Raw genomic sequence first — 18,260 nt, forward strand, 5'->3', positions numbered from 1 at the left:
GTCGGGTGGGCAGGTAGTAGGCCAATCCCTCTCACCTTCCGAGCGATGTCCAAGTACCCCATTTCCGGATCTACCGCCCCTGCGAAAAATGCGAAATATGCGAAAGAAGGCTCCCCGTCACCGTGCGAACCACCTTTCAGCCGTCCTGCCTGCCGTTACGGAGCTTGTCCGCGAGACCAAGCTATGCGAGAGCAGCAGTGCCAGTGCTGCGTCGATTTGGCCTTCAGAGCGGTGTCGCCCGAACAGGGCGTGGATTTCCGTTCGGGTCATCCCTTCCTGAATGGTCCGGAGAGAGCGATAGATGGTGTCTGCGTCCGGATCACCCAGCGAATCTCCGAAAATGAATCGGGCGGAAGCCTCGGCGTAGTCCCAGACAGCCAACGCCGCCTCCAAGTGGGGGCGGCGAATGATCCCTGATCCGTCCAGAACCGCGTACAGACATGGCAGCCGCAGCACATGCGCCTCGGCCCGGGCGCAGATTGCGCCGAATAGGCCCGGCCGGTCGGCGGAAAGAGTGGGATATACCTCCGCCCAAATTCGTCGTGATTCCTCATCCCTCCGGATCTCGTCGAACGTACGCGCAAGCTCCAGGGCCGACCCGAATCGGGTCGCGAGCGGCCGAAGGGTCTCCTCGTCGAGTGTTCCCCCATCCGGCAGCAGCTTGGAGCGCCGCACACAAAGCCACATGAACCGATTTGCGAACCCATTTGCAATTTCAGTCCGCGTCAACTCACGTCGAACTTCCTCGGTCGTGACGTGCCCGATAATCGAGACGTGTGCTCCCGTCGCCCTCAGCGGGCTGTTTTTGGTCAGCGTCCGCAAGACGTCGCCATCCCACGCCCTGCGCACTATGGGCGATAGGGTATTGCCCTCCCTCGCGATGACGCGGAGCAACGAGGCGAATTCAGGTTCAACGATGAGAATCCTCTTGTCGTTGACCCCTGGATCATCGACGACCAATTCGCCCTTCACGCATTTCTCCGTCGCGTCGCGTACGTGAAAGATCAGCCCCTCACCGCTCGACAGTCCACTCGCGATTCGGCCTGCCTCCCAACCTTCGTCAGCGTACTTCATCACCTGGCGCACTCGACCTAGAGACGTGCCCTTCCGTGCTTTTGAGGTCCTCCCCACTAGCACGGCAAATTCATTCAGTCCGTGGCGGGTACCCTCGACTACGAAGTGTGGTTTCGGCCCGAGCGCGTTGCCAAACCCCAAGAGAATCTGGAGGAGGAGAGCCACCGAATCGGCTTCGGTGTGTGGTTCGACGCTACGAACAAAGTCACCGGCAAGTCCGTGGAGTGCCGCGCTGTCGAGCGTCGGCCACGGATGATCTCTTTTCGCCGCAGGGGTCTTGATCCCGATCGGATCATCGAGGAGTTCTCCGATCCGAGCAGTCGCGCCGGATTTCGCGAGCAGATCGTCGGTGCGGCTGGTCACAGCACTCCTCGTTTCAGCCGATCTGCGAATTCGCGCACGCGAAGCTCCAACGGCAAGCGCTCGAAGGTGTCCAGTGCCACCCGCGCCCTTTCGTCGGCCTCTCGTGCGAGGGATAGGAGTTCTGCGTCGTGCGGGAATTTCCCCTCCGCGACCTCGCGGACTCCGCGATAGACCCGGTAGTCATCTCGGAGCTCCATCAGCCGGTGCGCCGCCCATGCACGAAACAGCGCTGCGTCGCGAGTCATGTCGATGCGCTCGTCATCCCACCGATTTGCGTCTGTGGCGATCGACGAACTTATCCAATTCGGCCGGCTCGATGTAGATTCGGGTCCCGATCATCACTGGCGTGATTTCGCCTGAGCGGACAAGGCGGTACATCGATGCGTACGAAATACCCATCACCTGCGCGGAATCCCGAAGGCGGAGCAGTCGAGGGGGCACGTCCATGTCCGTGGCCCCGTTTCCGGCTCCAGGGACTGGGTTCTCGTTGCGCGATTCGTCACGTGGTGACATGCTCTCGATCATCCCGCAATCCCGGATGGCGGGCGTAAACGTAGCGAAATGGAGACAACGAGGCGACATGACAAGAGAACGTGAGCAGTATCTGTTCCTCGGAGAAACGGGGCCGAGCTCCGCGATAACTATTTTCGATGTCCGGTGGAATCCTGGTCTACTCTCGAAGGCTCTGTGGATTTCCTCAGTATGGGGCGAACACGAACTTGTGCGGCCTTTCCTCCCTCTGCACCTTCCTCCCAAACGCGGCAGAACGGAAGAGTTCGAGAAACACTTCTGCATAGCGTCCGCGATCAGGCGGGAGGTCCGCCAGCTCAAGGACTTCCCGCTGGGTGTGCCAATCGCCGAATTCGAGCGATTCCAACAACGACTCTACAAAGCCGGTGATCTGAAATTGCGGCTGCTCCATTCGACCGAAGAGGTACTGGACAAGATGTCAGCAGGACAACTGTACGGCCAGAAATATGAAAAGGAGTCGCTGCGACAGATTTACATGGAGTACGAGCCGTATGCTAGGCCACGACGATACCTGCTCCTTGGGAACGACGGGAAGAATTGTCTGGTCGATCCTTGGGGGACCGTCATGCCTCTCGATTACGGTTTGCCCGATCAATCTGCACTCAGAGATAGACACGACATTATTGGCGTGATTCCACTCAAGAGGAGGTCTGATGGGCTGATCATCTCCACTCCCGATCCAGATCCAACCGAGTCTGTGGTGCTCAGCGCGCTGAAAAAGGTAAAAGACATTGCTCCAAGGCTTCTAAATCTTCCTCCCGAAGACATTCCGCCTGAGAAACTACCGGAGGCTGCCCGCGTAATGATCGAGGAATCCGACAAAATATCGAAATCAGAAAGGTCAGGATGGAAGGGTGATCGCAATGCTGCTTACATCATCATCTGGATCCCGCCAATCAGAGAAGATAGCCCACAGTCCGCCTGAAGAACCCGGGACACTTTTTGGGACACTTTTGCATGGAATGATGGCGAAATGGCCCCGAAAGGGGTGAAACGTTCCGGAACGTTCAGTTCAAGATTTCATCGAAGCTGCGCAGCGTTACGCAACATTCGTGAACGTACTGAAAAGGGTTACTGCGTGTTGGGAAGCAGATGCTCTGCCCCTGAGCTACACCCGCCTTACTGTGATTTCAAGGAGTTAGCCTACCGCCGTTTTCGGGGCTTCGTCAACTCCAAATTTACTCCAAATTTCGGACCCTAATAAGTTAGATTGAAGCGTGAGCATCACTCAACCGACTGGCTGAGATAGGACCTTATCTGCGGGATGAGTTGGTATGGTAACGTTCAACTTCGCTCCAATAGGTACCAGCTCATTTGCGTAGAGCCCTCTGGGCTCCTCCGACCCAACCCTCTTGTTCGTGTACCTCGCGTCCCACGCCTTGTCTTCCAAAGCGCGATAGTTGTCATATATCTCTCTGGCCACGGGATGAGCACAAATCTTCATTTGGCGATCTTGGTGGCTACTCGAATGCTGCCTGGGAGCAAAGAATCCCTCCACAGAATGCACCGCTGCATAGAAAATGCTTACTACTGCTTGATCGGGATAGGTGCGCCAGAGCCCAGACTCCACCCCGGAAAGATAGAAGGCTAGCAATCTGTCCTTCTTTGCGTAATGTGCCTTTCTTTCCAACCGAGGAGGCAGGCGTCTAAAGGGTTGAATACACGAAATTGTCAGGTAGATATTCCAGAATCCCAGACCCGTCCGACAGAACCTTGAAGTCAAATCTCAATTGGGGAAATCTCTCGAATAGGTTCCGTTCTTGCTGATATATTTTCGAGGCAACGGTTCGGTCATCACATTCAACAACCGACCAGAGAACAATCGAAGATTCAGTAGGCCCAATTCCCCAGATTAAGCCTCTAGCACCTTGAATCTCTCTCAGCTTGCTCTGGAATTCTTGAAGCGCCAGCATCGTCTCATGGGCTTTCGCTAAGCTGGACAGAAAGTCCCGTCCTAACTTGAGCACCTTCGAGTTGGCCAATGAGGGAGCCGACAAGTCGGGTGGGTCGTGATCAGGTACCACCACAAAATCATGTGGAGGATGGTCCATAACTTCTACTACCTTAGACATGTTTTCTTTCCTCGACCATCAGGAATTGCCGAGCCATCGCGGACATTTCCCCCAGCAATACGGGGAAATTCTTCGAGTCCAGATCCTCCTTCGGAACTGTTCGAACCCTTGCAGTTCCCCATTCCTTTCCATATTCGCAATAGATCTTGAAGACATCCTTCCCCTTCTGGGAGAATCTCATGTCCATCGACACGGTTCTGATATCAGTTGACAAGTCCTTCCGCGGCGTACTCCTTAGTATTGTATGTCTTGGTTCAAATCTTGTCCAAGGAAATCGAAATCCGGCTCCAATTACGTGAACGCGGCTCTTGGTCAATCCTGAGAGGATACGCCCGAAAGCCATTCCGTCATGTTCAGAACTCGGAGGATGTTTTCGCCGAATCGCCCTGCCGGTGAATGGAAATTCGATGTCGATATCCAAGTGTGAATTGTAGCCACCGTGGTCATCTGGAAAATACGTCAATCGCAAGCGAGCGCCTTTACTTCGAATTCGGATACTCAGCAACTTGTCTGGCGCATGAAGCTTCTTGACTCTGGCATGGAAACAGACGTGCACCTCAGAACAATCTCGGTCGAATCCGCTTAGGATTGAAAGATACGGGAATGCCTCTCCTACCAGTTGACCAGTCAACACTTGATCTTGAAGACTCATGCCCATGGACTAAGATCCTATCCAATCATCAAACTGCGTTCATGTCGAACCTGGGCAGACTGGGCACGACTGGACCGCATTAGGGGCGCCTGGGCTACCATGGTCCCGACCTTCGGCACGCAAATTCTGTCTCCTGAGTAAACGTCCAAGCGCTTAACCGCCTCGGCCTTGTGTTCGTCCCCGATGTGCGCGTAAACTTCCACCATCTCCAAGCTACTCCATCCGCCAAGCTCCATCAAGGTCTTGATCGGCACCCCGGCCATGACAAGGCGACTCGCCCACGTATGCCTGAGGGAATGCCACACCACGCCGTCAAGGGTCACTTTCTCAAGGTCGATCCTTTCGGCCCCCTCCCCTTCCCCGATCCTGTAGAACTTCGCGCCCTTGTTCCGGGCCTCCGCAACCTTCGCGGCCAGGTCCCGGACCGCAAGCGTAAACCTGTGTGACATGAAGCTACCGCAATGCCGGAATATCCGGTCATCATCCAGGAAGTGAACCTTCAAGGCATCGCTCAATAGCGCGTGTACCGTGTCGTTCATGGGAACCGCGCGGGGCTTGCCGCTCTTGGTGTGTTCGACGTAGATGATCCGCTTTTCAAGGTCCACGTCCTGCCGCGTGAGTCGCGCCGTCTCCCCCAGCCTCAATCCGGTGTGAAGGCTGAACGTGATGACGGGCCGGAGCCAGCCCTCGGCATGGTGGAGGATCAAGGCTTCCTCTTCCGGCGAGAGGAATTTCAAGCGGCCTTTCTTCTCCAGCTTCAAGAGTTTCACCGCCGGGAACGGGGTTGAATCCAGCCTGCCGTGAGACTTGGCCTTGTTCAGCACCCGCCGCAGCATGGCGAGCCAGTGATTCACGCTCGGCCTTCCGTACCCTTCATCAACTTTGATCTGCTTGAATGCCTCCACGTCCGCCGGTGCTATCTCGCGGATGTCCTTCTCCCCGAAATGCTTTCGGAGTTCCTTCAAGCAGAACACGTCCCGCGTGTATGCCTTCAAGTGAATGCGCGAGTAGTTGAGCCACTCATCGGCCAGCATGTTGAACGTGGTCACAGGCTCCGGGACAATCGCGGCCAGCCTCTCCCACGGCCTTTCACCCGCCTGGACCTTCCCTTTCAGGTCGTCCAGAATCCCGATCGCCGTCTCAATCGTTCCGGCCTCATGCCGCTCAAGAATCCTCTCATGGTACTTCCTTCCAAGGTCCGGGTAGCGAACGAGAAACCGGCCGTCCGGTAACTGCCTCACGCCCTTGTACCGTTTGATCTTCGGCATCTTACCTGCCCCCTTTCTTCTTCGGGATTGCCTGTCCGCACGTCGGGCACCTGTCGGGCACGGCCTCTTTGCGGATCAGCCGGTTGACCATTTCGTTGAAATTCTCACCCCGTGCTTTCAGGAGCGCGTCTATACGTCCTTCAAGTTCCGAATGCAAGCGCACGGAACGAAGGAACGATTTGTCATGTTGTCTCTTGCTCATTGTGTTACATAGTCACACATTCTAGAGTTCTTGTCAAGCCCTTCTCCGGGAACGTCGATTCCGGTTCCGTATTTCGGCCCGAAGTGCTTTCACCGCCGCACCGAATGCGTCCACCGCCCTGCCATACCGGGACATCTTCCGCTGCCATCGGGCCACGTACAGAGGATTGGTCATCCGCCTCAATCGGCTCGTCATCCAACGTTCCCAAGTCCATCCAGCGGGGGGGCACCGTCCATGTGGGGAAGGGTGATCGTCGCGCCCGTGAACACTTTTCCTTGCCGCTCGGAACTCGGCCCCCACCTGCCGGTGCATCCGCCTGCTATCGTAGGTAAGCCGTCCGCACAGACGGCACCGCCAGCGCCCGGTGAAAAAGAGGGTCTGACAACGCCGACTACACTCCGGGCATCGGAACCAAGGGCGCACACCCCCGAAATGGCAGGTCGTCCGTTCAAGGGGAATCGCGGTACCGTTCAACTCAAACTTGCTTTCCGATGCGGCGTAACTCAACGTCGCCAAGGGTTGCCCGTCCAGCGTCCATGAGAGCGTACCCGTGACAAAACCGACCCCCCCGGCCCCGGCGGGCGCAAGAAACCTTTTGCGATGAAGCCAGAGAACGTCTACCGCCTGAGCAGCTTCAACCGTCCCCGCGTGGCGAGCCGGGGGACCGCTCCCGCTACCGCCCAAAGGCCGCCTCTCTCGTGTGCATATCCCCTTTTTTCCCCAGGCCGTGGAAGGTTGGCGACGTTCGCAGCTTTCCGTAATCGTAAGGGGTTGCACCTGGATGTTTCAATCCCTCCGCAACACCGATAGCGGTCCCGCCACCGACGCACCCCCCCTCTAGCCCTGGTAGGCACGGGAATGAGTGGAGCGATAACCGTTTTCCCGGCGAAGGGATGCGATCCGTCTGCCCGTTGACGCGCGAGTGAGTGGGGACTAGAATGAGTGAGTCGCCATGAAGAACGGGAAGGGTAAAACGCGGAGAAAGAGAATTCCCCGGTACGGTAAGACCTACGCTGAATCCCTCGCCATCAAGCGGATGCTGGACAAGCTGCCGGAGGTTCACTACCGCTCTTGGAAAGAAGCGTTCACGCCGGAGGAATACAAGCTCTGGCGCAAGACCGCCCGGTAGGTTCCCCCCTCTCATCACGTGCCCACCGCCCGATTTGAAGTCGTCATCCCGTCTGCAATTCTTGAAGTGGTGGACGCCTGGGAGAAGAACGCGAAAGCCCGGTTCATCAAGGCGTGTCGGCTTGCCTCCGTCGATCTGTCCCATCCCTCTCTACACGCCAAGAAGGTCACTCTCCACAGTGGTGAACCGGCCGTCCGATGCAGGATAGATGATCTGCACCGAATCCATTTCAACCCACCCACCGGAGGGCAATTGAGAATCAGAGAAGTCGGTGGCCACCGCTTGGAGGGGATCGGGTAGCTCATTTCAGTGTATCGACCACCCCGAAGTGTATCGAGTGGTGTATCGAAACCCCTTCCCCCCTCTTTCCGATACACTCGATACACCAAAGCATGAAATCGACGTAGTTAGAAGCACTTAGGTGGTGTATCGGTTGGTGTATCGGACCCCGCCAGTGTATCGAGTGTATCGGTTTTGGGGGGTAGAGGGTACCGGGCGAGAACGTCCGCAAGTTGATCCATTGTCACCCGGAAACGCTTTCCTTGTTTCGTTCGTCCCTTGCCCTTGAATCCCAGCCGCGTCAGCTCAGCCCCGAACGCACCCGATTCCGCCCTGAAGTTCCGTTCCCCCGGCTTAGTACCAAAGTAGGCCGCCAGTTGGCCGGGATAGATCACGCTTTCGGCATCGGTCGCAAGATCACGGAGAGCAACAAGGGTGTTTTCAGTTCGCTCGCTCATGCAGTTCCCCTCCCCGTGCGTCTCCCTCGCCTTTTCTTCAAGAGTCTCCCGGGTTTTGAACTCCGGCGCGTCCGCTTGGACGCAATCCGCTATTGCAAAGAGGGGCCGCCAGAGTTCACGGGCACGGCCCACAAGGAAGGCCGGGGCGGTGTCCGCGTCATTGGCTTTCGTCACGTCCCGGAACCGGCTCAGGGCCAGGATGTAAAGCAGGTCCCGCGCCTCGGCCAAGTCGCCGATGATGTCCCGAACACCTCGGTTCAGCCGGTCCCGATCCTTCCCCCGCTGCATGAGGATTTCGACCGTGCGAGAACTGGTAACATCCCCGATTCCACGGATTCCCGCGAACGCCTTGGGCGAGTATGCGTTGAACCACGCCACATGGTCCTTCCCTTCGCCGACCATCCGCAATGCCCACGCTTCCTGCCGGTATCCGCTATTGACCAGAGGCATGATTTCGGACTTTTCATCCTTGCCCCAATTTTCCAGGTCATCGAAAAGAATCGTTGCCCCCGTCGCATGGACCAGGCGGTACAGGACCGCCGCGCTCACGCTCTCGCTCTTGATCGCGTTGAAGGCGACTGCCGCAAGGAATTCTTCCAGCTTGCTCTTGCCCGTCGCCATTCCGCCCAGGATGTTGAGGTACGGGAACCCCGGAAACAGGCGGTAGAAGTACGTCCCGATGACCCACGCTGCGATCAGGACGTGCATGGATTCGGGGGCGTCGAAGAGATACCGGGACATCGTGACGATCCGGCCCGTGATTTTCTTGAAGTCGCCCTTCACCCCGCTCTTGAAGGCGTGGATAGACTCCGTGCGCCAGCGGTTGAGAAAACCGTGTCCCTCGATCTTGGGAAGGACGCTCGCGGTGTAGCTGTGGGCGGCCAGGTCCGCGTGGGGGATCACTTCACCGTGTGAGGTGACCAGGTGCCACACGGGGGGCTTCCCGGCGGGGCCGGGTAGCGCGACCGAAAGACACGCGAAGTCGTTTTCAAAGTGCAGGGCGGGATGGATGATCTTCGCCCGGATCATCTCCGCGGCCCCGTTCGGGCGCATGAGGCGTTCAACCTTCTCCGTCGCCCCGCTCTCGCGGAGGAGGGTTTCAAGATGTTCGCTCACAATGACCCTCGCTCCAGGGCGGTGTTGAACGCCGCTACCTTCGCCCGGAGCGGCAGCTCGCGCCAGGCGCGGAGATCATTATCCGCTTTCTCGGAGAAGTTCTGTGCAAGCGAGAGTGACAGCGTATCATCTCTCATGCGCGTCTCGGCGTGTTTGAGGGCTTCGCGCATTGCGTTGCGTTCATCGAGAAGATCCCGCTCGCGGTCGCGGCACCACTCAGCGAACAGCGGAGCGACTTCCGGCATCGCCCGCTCCCTCGCTTGTTTTCTGATTGCGCTTCACCGGGGGGCCGATTTTCAATTCGCCGGACACGATGCGGGCGAGGTCGCTTTCTCGAAATCTGACGGCGCGGCTCCCGATTCGGACCGGCTCAATTGGAAACCGCCCGGCGGAAACAAGATTTCGCACGGTGCCGCCGGATAGTCCGATCATCTCGCCGGACTGGGGGTAAGTGCGTAGTCGATCCGTCACTCGAACACCTCCTGTGTTTCTGGTAATTTCACCGAAAGGATTGTCATTCATGCGCCCATTTTCGCGCACACCCCCATTTCTGAAAAGCAGCGTGGAAAAATGTGGGAGGAGATAAGGTCAAATCCCCCCTGATTCCAACCGTCCGCGGCTATCGGATTTTGGCGGTGTCTGGATTCAGGAGACGTTGGACAATAGCCCGGCGATGAATTCTATTCGGCGAAAGCGAGGTCAGTTCCACCGGGCTAACGACGCGGCCTTTGTGAACAACTCCCGACTTTCGCCACTCCCGGAGGACCTGCAACCGGAAGCTTCTCATCTGCGGATTTCGCTTTCCGTATGAAGCTTTGACTACATCGCGCACCCGGTCCGCCTTGATTCCCAACTCTTGTGAGGTCTCGATCACCGCGAATTCGGACGGCGTGCGAGCTAGTGACAGGTAGTTGGCTATCACCACCGGATCAATGGGCGGGAGATCGTTCAGCTTGAGGTTCTGATTGTGGTTTAGAAGCCACTCCTTGAGCCATTCACGTCGATCGGTTCGTCTCACGTCGCGCAGGCTCCCGTTAAAAAGATGCCAGATCCCACAGTAGGAGGAGACGTACTTGAGGATGATACTTTCCGGCGAAGCAGTTTTCCGCTCCGCCTCAAATTGCCTCAAGACATCAGGATGCTTCGTGGCCAGGAACCGGCGCAGGTCCCTACAGTAGTTGCGAGGTTTTCTCAGCCCCCCGCGAGGGGCGCTGCGCACTCGTTTGGCTGGGCGATTCATGCGGAATAACAGAAAGTCCTTCGATGTTCCCCGAGCCTACCAATGAATCTCGTCCCATTCAATTCTCCCCATCTCCCACCGCTACCGGGTCGCGGTGAAGGTATAGCTGAACGTGCAATACCTCACGATGGCTCCAGATTGGGAGTATGAAGCGATCACCGATTGGGTGCCGACAAGCCCAGTACCGTCGAACTTCCCAGAGTAGGAAAAATCTACTGTGACCGTATCTTGGGAACATGAGGAGACGGAACGTTTGGAGAGGGAGAATATACCTGTGGAGGAAATCACGCCCGATAGTTCTGTGTCTGAGAGTTTTTGGCAGCCAGGGAGTATCCCGGACAATCCACGATCCGCAATGGCTTGGCCGTTTCGTTCCAAGATGATTACCTCCGAATTCGTTTTGCCCTTCTCCTCCGGAGAACATGAATTGCCCGTCATCAGATTCGCAAAAAGCCAAGTTCCCTCAATGGCCATCAAATCGACCTGAGCGGGAGTCGGCGGCGGTTGGGGTGTCGGGGGAGTTGGAGGCTGCGTCGTCGGAGGCGGCTCGACCGTCTGCGTTACGGTCGGTGGTGGTTCCGCTGGCGGTGGCTGTGATTCGGTTGAAGTTGGGGGAGGCTGCGGTGTAACCGTTGTCGTCGTCGGCGGAGTCTGCGTCTGTGGAGCGACGGTCGCGGCCTGCTCTGGTTTCGCACAGAGGCCCGCCTTGAACTCAGTCCCAACCGGGCAGCAACTCAGGCCATCGTTGACGGGGTACTCTCCCTCCTTGCAGGTCGGATCTCCCTCCTTGCCGCAACCCGCGAGCAGGAGGAGCAGGGCGGCCCCGATGAACTTCACAGATCGTTTCATGATTCCCCCTTTCGATTCGCCCCCACCTTCACATGGCGATTGTAATACAACAATGCCGCTATTAATAGCGTGTTCCTTCGGCGGAAGCAAGGCTACACATACGAGGTGCTTCAGTCGTCAGCCAAGGAACGTCAAGCGGGCAAGAGACTCGGAGGAAAAGTCCGCTCTTTGAGGAGAAGAAGAGGGATCACCCAGGAGAAGCTTGCCGAATTGGTCCAGATCGATGCCCGGCACATCCAGAGGATCGAGGCAGGCGACGGCAACCCAAGTCTTTTTCTGATCGTGCGTCTGGCCGGCGCTCTGGCGGTGCCACCCTCCAGCCTGCTTTGAGGCCATGGCATCCGGGCAACCCTTCAAATCCGCTCCCGACCAGAATTCTCCCTCCCTTCGGAACGTCTGATCGGAATTCAGGCAAAGTTCTCGCGCGACCCCCTGGACGGAATCAAGCCGGGGGGCGTGTCGGTTTTCCGACTCGGATGCTTCCACCGATGCCCCGCCGCGCGCGGCTGTCACCGCCCAACGCCGCAGATGCCAGGGTACATCATCCGACAATCCTCCAGCGTCGCGTGCCGGACGGGGGCGAGCCACAAGCCCAGCCCAAACGCCAGCAGGACGGCCACCCAAATACCCCACTTGCGTACCCGCCCCGACAAAGGCAATTTGCCCACACCCGAAAGCGCACGGAGATCATCGTGCAGGTAGGCAGATTGGACGAAGTCTAGAGTAACAAGCTGGAAGAGGTTGAAGGCTATCGATTCTTCGAACCGGCTCCCTGTTTCAGAAATCCCCGCTCGAAATTGTTTGACCACCCCATCGAGGACGGAGGCAGTGTCAAGCCGCCAGAAGCGCCAGTCATAGGCATGGCCCCGGGTGCTGGCCAGGACACGGGACGCGACCTCGGCCTCTTCGCGATTAAATGCCGCGACGTGACCGTAGATGGCGGCCCGGATCTGGGGAAGCTTCTGTTTTGCCATGTGAGCAGTTACCAACTCACGATATTCCGTGCCCGCGAATTGGGCGGAAAGTTGTCCAACCGATACGTCGCGGATTGCCATCCTGGACCGGATGTGATCTTCAGGGGAGACGGACTCACGGGAGGGTATGTGCTCTGCCCAAGGAGTTGAATCGATCATCGCGACACAATGCGGCCGCTCTGGGCGGCCCGACGAGGGCCTTCTATTGCGTTGAAGCCGTCATGAATCATCGGTCCCATGCTGTTCCCCCTTTCAGCCCGGCGGGTTGGGAGACTCTCGCCGGGATTTTCCCATCATGACATTACCGGTAGGCGTCCTTGCGGTGGCGGATGTGGGTTACGTCTACGACTTTCGATCCGTCGTCAATCCCGTAGATGACCCGGTAGGTCCCGACGCGAATGCGCCACAGGTTGAGGCGCCCTTTCAGTTTTACCACTCCAAGCGGGCGGGGGTTGACTGATAACTTGTCGATGGCCGCCTCTGCTCGATTCTGTGCTGACAGCGGAAGTTTCAAAAGCTCGCGCTCGGCGGACGACGCAAGGGTGACGCGGTACTCAGCCACGCCGGGGTCGGCGCGAGGAAAGACGTTTCTTCACGTCCTCCCATTTCACCCGCGGTTCGTTCCGGCGGCTCCGCGCCACCAGCGAGTCGTAAACGTCCTCCCAAATCCTACCATGGCGGGCAAGATCCAATACGACGGCCTTCTTTCTGCCGTCCGAGTCGGAAATGAACTGAACGCCTTTGATGCTCACAAGATCAAGAATATCACGCCATCCTGTTCGGTTCAACGCGGGAAAAATGGCTGAAGTTTCCGTGCAACCCCCTGGACGGAATCAAGCCGGGAGGCGTGTCGGTTTTCCGACTCGGATGCTTCCACCGATGCCCCGCCGTTCGCACCGGTCGGCACGTGGGTGCATCCCACCGCCTCGGTCGATTCGCACTTCATCCGCGCGGAAGAAATCGCGCCACGGGCTTGCAATCGCATTTTCCGTATGGCGCGAAAATCCCGGCCGGAAATTCCGACTCCAAATTTACTCCAAAGTTTGTACCGTAATCCCACGTAACGGCTTGTCATCGGACTTCACACCGATTGGGAAAACGTCGATTCTTCAAGGGGGAATGACAACCTGTGAGCAGTGATTATGTGTTAGGTTGAAATTGGGAAGCAGATGCTCTGCCCCTGAGCTACACCCGCCTTACTCGGTCAAGCTTCCGCGATGCGGTGCCACTCGTCAAGGGCGTAGGGTGTCGCCCACCTGGCTCAGGGACAACGGAATGAACTCCATTCGGTCCTGGCGCTGCCCCTGAGCAACACCCGCGCAAGATCGCTTTCAGCACTCGGCGTTCAGCCGCCAGCTCTCGGAATGTATGCTTTCGCGAATCGATCGTCAAGGCGGGCGCTGGCCGGGCAGAAGCAGGTTCTCGCCGTCGGAACGGATGACGACGTCTCCATCCGAGGCTGTCACGTAGAGCGGCAGATCGGTCCTCAATGAAGTCCAGAGGTTCCGACGCGAATCGAAAACACGGAAGTCGGATGCTGGTCGGAGCAGAGCGTGCGGCATTGCCGACATGAGGGCGGCCACAGTCGCCAAGCGGGGATGCCGGTAATTTCGATTGGTAAATTGACCCGGCGGACCGGCGCTTACGACAACTACCTTGGGGGAGACCGCAGCGAGAAATCCCCGCGAACTCGATGTTTCAGATCCGTGATGCGCCACTTTCAGAACATCCGCGTCGAGGAGCCCCCTGGCAGCCGGGTCGCCCAAGTATCGCTCTTCCGCCTCGCGCTCAGAGTCCCCTGTGAAGAGGTAGGAGGTCTTGCCGTAATCCATACGAACGACCACCGAGCAGTTGTTCGGATCGTCGGCGCAGTCGCCCCATCTCCGTCGTGGACCAAGGATCTTTAGGGAGACGCGACTGCCCGGACAGGGTTCAAGCGGCTCGATGGCGGAGTCAGGATTCAGCCGTCTCGTTCCGTCCGCCGCTACTTCCGAGTTTACTGCCACTTCCAAACTTCGAAACGTGCGCGATGCCTTCCGTGGGGGCTGCCCATTGTCGAGATAGGCGCGAATTTCGAACTGACCGAAAAGCCACGCGAGATTGCCGATGTGATCGGAATGCGGGTGGGTCGCGATGACGAGTGGAATGGTTTTGGATGCGTGGAAATAGTTTCCGATTCCTGCTTGAAACCGTTGGCGGGCATCCGGAACCCGGCCGGGCACGTCCCCAGAATCTATGACAATCCCCGGCGAGCCGTTAGGACAATTCACCAGGATCGCATCGCCCTGCCCCACGTCAAGAAAGACGACCTGGACTGTGCCCTCAATTGCAGATGACGGGTCGACACGCGCCGGCTCTGATCCACCCACGGATCTGCACAAAAGGGTGAAGGAGACTAGGATACCGACGATTCGGGAGCCCACGCCATTCACCTCGCACACGATAGGCTACCCGTTTCCGATCGATTAGGCTCCGTACACGGCGTTCACGCGGGCGGAAGCGTCCTGCGGAACTCCTCGCCCGTCATCTGCTGGACCAGCTCACCACGGCTGAGCACCCAGACCTGGTCGCACTCGGCGATGGTGGACAGCCGGTGGGCAATGACCAGTAGCGTGCGGTCGCGGAAGGCGTCGGCGAGGATCTGCCGGATCTTGTGCTCCGCCTCGGGATCCACGTAGGAGGTCGCTTCATCGAAAATGACCAGTTTCGCGTTGTAGGCCAACGCCCTCACCAGGGAGAAGACTTGGCGTTCGCCCATGGAGAGATTGACGCCACCGCCGCGAATATTCCGTTGCAACTTGTCCAGAAGGGATTCGAGGCCGTAGCGCTCGAGCCAGCGGGCGACATCTCCTGCCCCGTTCCGATGTTCGTTCAAGAACCGCTCCATCGATCCGGAGAACAGAAAAGGCTCTTGCGAAACGAGGCCGATCCTCCGCCGCACGTCTTCGCGCGACATCCGGCGGAGGTCCACCCCATCCAGGAGAATCCGACCTTCCGACGGCTCATAGAACCGTACCATCAGGTGCGCGACGGTGGTTTTGCCGGATCCGGTCACGCCCACGAGGGCATTCCGCTTTCCCGGTACCAGCGAAAGGTTGATGTCCTTGAGAACGGGTGAGCCCGGGATGTAGTGAAAGCTGACGTGGTCGAAATCCACTCGGGCCGGCCCCCTTGGGGTCAAGTCTTGAATTGATACAGGTTCGAATTCCGCAACCTGTGTCAATTCAAGACTTGACCCCACCTCGGGGGGTTCATTGAACACGGTCCACACGCGCTCCCCGGAGCTCATCGCGGCCTGGAAGATGTTGAACTTGTCGATCATGTCCCGAATGGGCGTGTGGAGGTTCTGGCTGTACGAGAGGAACGCCACCAGCACGCCCATGGTAATTTCCTGGTTCTCCAGATACATGTGCCCGCCTTGAAAGAGGATCAGGCCGACCCCGATGGAAGTCAGCACGGTGATGATGGGATGGAACATGCCGTAGGTCCGCGTCGAGTGCATCAGCTCTTGGAAGTAGTCTTCCACGATCGCGGCGAACCGGGATGAGGTTTTCTCCTCCGCGTTGTACAGCTTGATGGTCGACATGGCCGTGGGGTTCAGCCGCTCTCCCAGGAATCCATTGATCAGCGCGAGCTTGCGACGGATTTCACGGTAGATCCCTTTCATTCTGCGGGCGAAGTACATCGAAGCCCAGACCATGGGGGGAAACGTGAGGAGAAACAGGAGCGTGAGTTTCAGGTTCATGGCCGCCATAAACCCGACCGAACCGGCGATGACGCACACATCCCCGACGATGACGACCAGCCCGGATGAAAAGAGGTCGCCGAGGGCGCTCACATCGTTCGTGAGTCGAGTCACGACGCGGCCGGTGGGGTGCCGGTCGAAATAGGAGACGGGGAGTTTCTGGACGTGCCGGAAGAGATCCGTGCGCAAGTCGAGCATCACATTTTGTCCCATCGCCTGGAGGAGGTACCGGTAGGCCGATTGCGTGGCCACCCGCACGGCCTCAAAGCCGAGGACCAGGCCGCCCATGAGGTAGAGAACACGGCGATCGTTCCGGAGGATGCCCTCGTCGATGGCCCGGGCCACGAAGTACGGCACCGCGCTGCCCAGCAGCATCGAGAGGACGACAAAGAACGAGCCGCCCCAGAAGAGGAGCGGATATTTCCGGATGAACGGCAGGAGCCGGCGCGCGAGGGTTCCATAGTCCGTGGGCCCCTTGACCGCATCTTCCGCCGCGTAGGTGTCCATGCCTCAGTCTTCCTCCAGCATCATCGAGGCCAAGGCCTGCTGCCGACGGAAGAGGCGCGCATAGAGTCCGTCTCTCCGCATCAGATCATCGTGGGTGCCGTCTTCCACCACACGGCCGCCCTCCATGACCCAGATGCGGTCCATCCACGTAATCGAGCTGAGGCGATGGGTGATCAGGATCAAGAGGCCGTAGCGGTCAAGAGAACGGATCGACGCGGCAATCTTCGCCTCGGTCTCGTGATCGACCGCGGAGAACGGATCATCCAGAATCAGGACGGGCGACCGCTTTGCCAGTGCCCGGGCGATGGCCACGCGCTTCTTCTGCCCCCCGGAAAGGTTGATGCCTTTTTCCCCGAGGACGGCGTCGTAGCGTCCTCGGAAGCCTTCTATTTCTTCGCGGATGGAAGCCAGGTGCGCCAACTCTTCGATTCCCTGGTCCCGGCCGTTCCCACTCTCTGCTTCGAGCAGCACGTTTTCTCGTACGGTATCCGAGAAGAGATACGGTTCCTGCGGGACCACGGCGAACCGCTTTCGCAGGCCGGCCGGCGTGAGATCCAACACATCCCGGCCATCCACAAACACGGTGCCGCGGGGCGGATCATAGAGTCGGGTGACAAGCTGCACGAGTGTGCTCTTTCCGACGCCGATGGGACCGACGATCGCGAGGCGACAGGGCGCCTCAATTCGCATGTTCAATTCCGACAGCACAGGCTGGGATTCGCCCGGATAGGTGAACCGGACCGAGCGGAAATCGATGGATCGAACCGCGTCGCCGTTCGGGGCGGCGGCAGCCGCGCTCACGGAGCCGTCCCCATTGCCCTCCGGAACCGATGCGAGCACCTCCTGCACTCTCCGCTGAGAGGCGCCGCCTTCCTTGAACATCGAAAAGCTCCAGCCGAACGCGCTCATCGGCCAGACCATCTTCCCGATGTAGCTCTTGAGGGCGACGAAGGTCCCGATGGTGATGGCCCCGGTCATGACGTCCGGACCTCCCACAAAAAGAAGCACGGCCACGCCGATGGCCGTGGAGAATTCAAGGATGGGCGCGAAATAGGATTCCGTCTTCGCCAGACTCAGGCCGTGCTTCCGATACCACCCGCAGGCCTCGCCGAACCGCTTCTGTTCGTCCTCCTGGAGATTGTACGACTTCACGACTCGGATGCCGGCCACGCTTTCCTGAACGCGTTCGGTCATCATTTCGAAAGCCTCTTGAACTTTCGTAAATCGGCGGTCGATCACGCCCCCGACGATGAAGACGAAGAAAGGCACTCCGGGGAGCGCAATGAAGCTGAGGAGAGCGAGTTTTGGCGAGAGATGAAGCATGAGCGGCGGGATCGTCAGGCAGTAGAACACCGCGTCGAAGAAGATGAGCAGCCCCAGCCCCATGGCATCCTTTACGGCCTGCACGTCGTTCGTCGCCCGCGCCATCAGATTTCCCGTCGATTTTTCGTGAAACGTGTTGATCGGAAGGCGCACGAGTCGCGACAGCAACCGTATCTTGAGGGATCGGTCGATCCGGTGCGCGTTGCCCATGAACCGGATGCGCCAGTGGAAACGGAAGAGTCCCTGGCCCGCCACGATGGCCACATAGAGGAACGCCAAAAGCAGGAGCCGATGTTCCGGAAGATGGGCCGTAAGCGCGTCCACTCCCCACATGATCACCAGCGGCGGGAGAAGGTCCAGGAGATCGACGGCCGCAAGAGCCGCAATCCCCCAGAGGTAGGTTCGGCGGTGCTCTTTGAAGTAGCCGACGAAATCTTTCAGCATCCGCCTATTTTACACAGACTCCGCCCATGCTAGA

General features: G+C 58.5%; 19 protein-coding genes. 4 read left to right on the forward strand and 15 right to left on the reverse strand.

The genetic code is table 11. The features are described 5' to 3' along the window. Positions 1-117 precede the first annotated feature (117 nt). The 3 genes from HYT87_11490 to HYT87_11500 all read right to left on the reverse strand — a co-directional run bounded on the left by HYT87_11490 (position 118) and on the right by HYT87_11500 (position 1,950). Positions 118-1,356 (reverse strand): DUF3987 domain-containing protein, encoded by a 1,239-nt coding sequence (locus tag HYT87_11490; protein ID MBI2060382.1) that lies wholly within the window; start codon positions 1,354-1,356, stop codon positions 118-120. Positions 1,357-1,433: 77 nt separating this feature from the next. Beyond that, positions 1,434-1,682: a hypothetical protein gene (locus tag HYT87_11495; GenBank protein MBI2060383.1), complete on the reverse strand. Its 249-nt coding sequence runs from the start codon at positions 1,680-1,682 to the stop codon at positions 1,434-1,436. Positions 1,683-1,695: 13 nt separating this feature from the next. After that, on the reverse strand, positions 1,696-1,950 hold the full coding sequence (locus tag HYT87_11500; protein MBI2060384.1) for a helix-turn-helix domain-containing protein: 255 nt from the start codon (positions 1,948-1,950) through the stop codon (positions 1,696-1,698). Here HYT87_11500 and HYT87_11505 point away from each other — a divergent pair. Continuing rightward, entirely contained in the window at positions 1,949-2,893 is a 945-nt protein-coding gene (locus tag HYT87_11505) for a hypothetical protein (GenBank protein ID MBI2060385.1), read from the forward strand. The two genes, HYT87_11500 and HYT87_11505, sit on opposite strands and share 2 nt — an antisense overlap. A gap of 1,139 nt (positions 2,894-4,032) precedes the next feature. Here HYT87_11505 and HYT87_11510 read toward each other — a convergent pair. Beyond that, complete coding sequence (locus tag HYT87_11510; GenBank protein MBI2060386.1) at positions 4,033-4,461, reverse strand: hypothetical protein; 429 nt, start codon at positions 4,459-4,461, stop codon at positions 4,033-4,035. A 248-nt stretch (positions 4,462-4,709) separates the two neighbouring features. Continuing rightward, positions 4,710-5,960 (reverse strand): site-specific integrase, encoded by a 1,251-nt coding sequence (locus HYT87_11515; protein ID MBI2060387.1) that lies wholly within the window; start codon positions 5,958-5,960, stop codon positions 4,710-4,712. A 1,154-nt stretch (positions 5,961-7,114) separates the two neighbouring features. Here HYT87_11515 and HYT87_11520 point away from each other — a divergent pair. Beyond that, positions 7,115-7,291, forward strand: a complete 177-nt coding sequence (locus tag HYT87_11520; protein ID MBI2060388.1) for a hypothetical protein — start codon at positions 7,115-7,117, stop codon at positions 7,289-7,291. Between the two features lie 18 nt (positions 7,292-7,309). Then, the gene (locus HYT87_11525) at positions 7,310-7,591 is read left to right on the forward strand and encodes a hypothetical protein (protein MBI2060389.1); all 282 of its coding nucleotides are present in this window, start codon (positions 7,310-7,312) and stop codon (positions 7,589-7,591) included. A gap of 107 nt (positions 7,592-7,698) precedes the next feature. Here the strand turns inward: HYT87_11525 and HYT87_11530 are convergent, their stop codons facing one another. The 4 genes from HYT87_11530 to HYT87_11545 form a co-directional block, all read right to left on the reverse strand. Next, on the reverse strand, positions 7,699-9,144 hold the full coding sequence (locus tag HYT87_11530; protein ID MBI2060390.1) for a hypothetical protein: 1,446 nt from the start codon (positions 9,142-9,144) through the stop codon (positions 7,699-7,701). Beyond that, the gene (locus tag HYT87_11535; protein ID MBI2060391.1) at positions 9,141-9,389 is read right to left on the reverse strand and encodes a hypothetical protein; all 249 of its coding nucleotides are present in this window, start codon (positions 9,387-9,389) and stop codon (positions 9,141-9,143) included. The genes HYT87_11530 and HYT87_11535 overlap by 4 nt, the downstream gene beginning before the upstream one ends. Next, the gene (locus tag HYT87_11540; GenBank protein ID MBI2060392.1) at positions 9,361-9,615 is read right to left on the reverse strand and encodes a hypothetical protein; all 255 of its coding nucleotides are present in this window, start codon (positions 9,613-9,615) and stop codon (positions 9,361-9,363) included. Before HYT87_11540 ends, HYT87_11535 begins: the two co-directional genes overlap by 29 nt. Positions 9,616-9,763: 148 nt before the next feature. Further along, a complete protein-coding gene (locus HYT87_11545) occupies positions 9,764-10,273 on the reverse strand; it encodes a hypothetical protein (GenBank protein ID MBI2060393.1) in 510 nt (169 codons plus the stop codon). Between the two features lie 1,128 nt (positions 10,274-11,401). Here HYT87_11545 and HYT87_11550 point away from each other — a divergent pair. Then, complete coding sequence (locus HYT87_11550; GenBank protein ID MBI2060394.1) at positions 11,402-11,563, forward strand: helix-turn-helix transcriptional regulator; 162 nt, start codon at positions 11,402-11,404, stop codon at positions 11,561-11,563. Between the two features lie 179 nt (positions 11,564-11,742). On the opposite strand, the gene HYT87_11555 is transcribed toward HYT87_11550, so the two are convergent. From HYT87_11555 to HYT87_11580, 6 genes are all read right to left on the reverse strand, one after another. After that, on the reverse strand, positions 11,743-12,288 hold the full coding sequence (locus HYT87_11555) for a hypothetical protein (GenBank protein ID MBI2060395.1): 546 nt from the start codon (positions 12,286-12,288) through the stop codon (positions 11,743-11,745). A gap of 220 nt (positions 12,289-12,508) precedes the next feature. Further along, entirely contained in the window at positions 12,509-12,769 is a 261-nt protein-coding gene (locus HYT87_11560) for a type II toxin-antitoxin system RelE/ParE family toxin (protein MBI2060396.1), read from the reverse strand. Then, the gene (locus HYT87_11565; protein ID MBI2060397.1) at positions 12,762-12,953 is read right to left on the reverse strand and encodes a hypothetical protein; all 192 of its coding nucleotides are present in this window, start codon (positions 12,951-12,953) and stop codon (positions 12,762-12,764) included. Before HYT87_11565 ends, HYT87_11560 begins: the two co-directional genes overlap by 8 nt. A 642-nt stretch (positions 12,954-13,595) precedes the next feature. Next, positions 13,596-14,477, reverse strand: a complete 882-nt coding sequence (locus HYT87_11570) for an MBL fold metallo-hydrolase (GenBank protein ID MBI2060398.1) — start codon at positions 14,475-14,477, stop codon at positions 13,596-13,598. 215 nt (positions 14,478-14,692) lie between these two features. After that, positions 14,693-16,459: an ABC transporter ATP-binding protein gene (locus HYT87_11575; protein ID MBI2060399.1), complete on the reverse strand. Its 1,767-nt coding sequence runs from the start codon at positions 16,457-16,459 to the stop codon at positions 14,693-14,695. Between the two features lie 3 nt (positions 16,460-16,462). Beyond that, positions 16,463-18,226, reverse strand: a complete 1,764-nt coding sequence (locus HYT87_11580; GenBank protein ID MBI2060400.1) for an ABC transporter ATP-binding protein — start codon at positions 18,224-18,226, stop codon at positions 16,463-16,465. Positions 18,227-18,260: the final 34 nt, after the last annotated feature.

The sequence above is a fragment of the Nitrospirota bacterium genome (assembly GCA_016180645.1).
Taxonomy (GTDB): Bacteria; JACPQY01; JACPQY01; order JACPQY01; family JACPQY01; genus JACPAV01.

Bases quoted from the DNA above. Each gene is read 5' to 3' on its own strand.
- HYT87_11495 (MBI2060383.1), bottom strand. From the start codon at position 1,682: ATGACTCGCGACGCAGCGCTGTTTCGTGCATGGGCGGCGCACCGGCTG.
- HYT87_11505 (MBI2060385.1), top strand. From the start codon at position 1,949: ATGCTCTCGATCATCCCGCAATCCCGGATGGCGGGCGTAAACGTAGCG.
- HYT87_11500 (MBI2060384.1), bottom strand. From the start codon at position 1,950: ATGTCACCACGTGACGAATCGCGCAACGAGAACCCAGTCCCTGGAGCC.
- HYT87_11515 (MBI2060387.1), bottom strand. From the start codon at position 5,960: ATGCCGAAGATCAAACGGTACAAGGGCGTGAGGCAGTTACCGGACGGC.
- HYT87_11520 (MBI2060388.1), top strand. From the start codon at position 7,115: ATGAAGAACGGGAAGGGTAAAACGCGGAGAAAGAGAATTCCCCGGTAC.
- HYT87_11535 (MBI2060391.1), bottom strand. From the start codon at position 9,389: ATGCCGGAAGTCGCTCCGCTGTTCGCTGAGTGGTGCCGCGACCGCGAG.
- HYT87_11555 (MBI2060395.1), bottom strand. From the start codon at position 12,288: ATGGCAATCCGCGACGTATCGGTTGGACAACTTTCCGCCCAATTCGCG.
- HYT87_11575 (MBI2060399.1), bottom strand. From the start codon at position 16,459: ATGGACACCTACGCGGCGGAAGATGCGGTCAAGGGGCCCACGGACTAT.
- HYT87_11580 (MBI2060400.1), bottom strand. From the start codon at position 18,226: ATGCTGAAAGATTTCGTCGGCTACTTCAAAGAGCACCGCCGAACCTAC.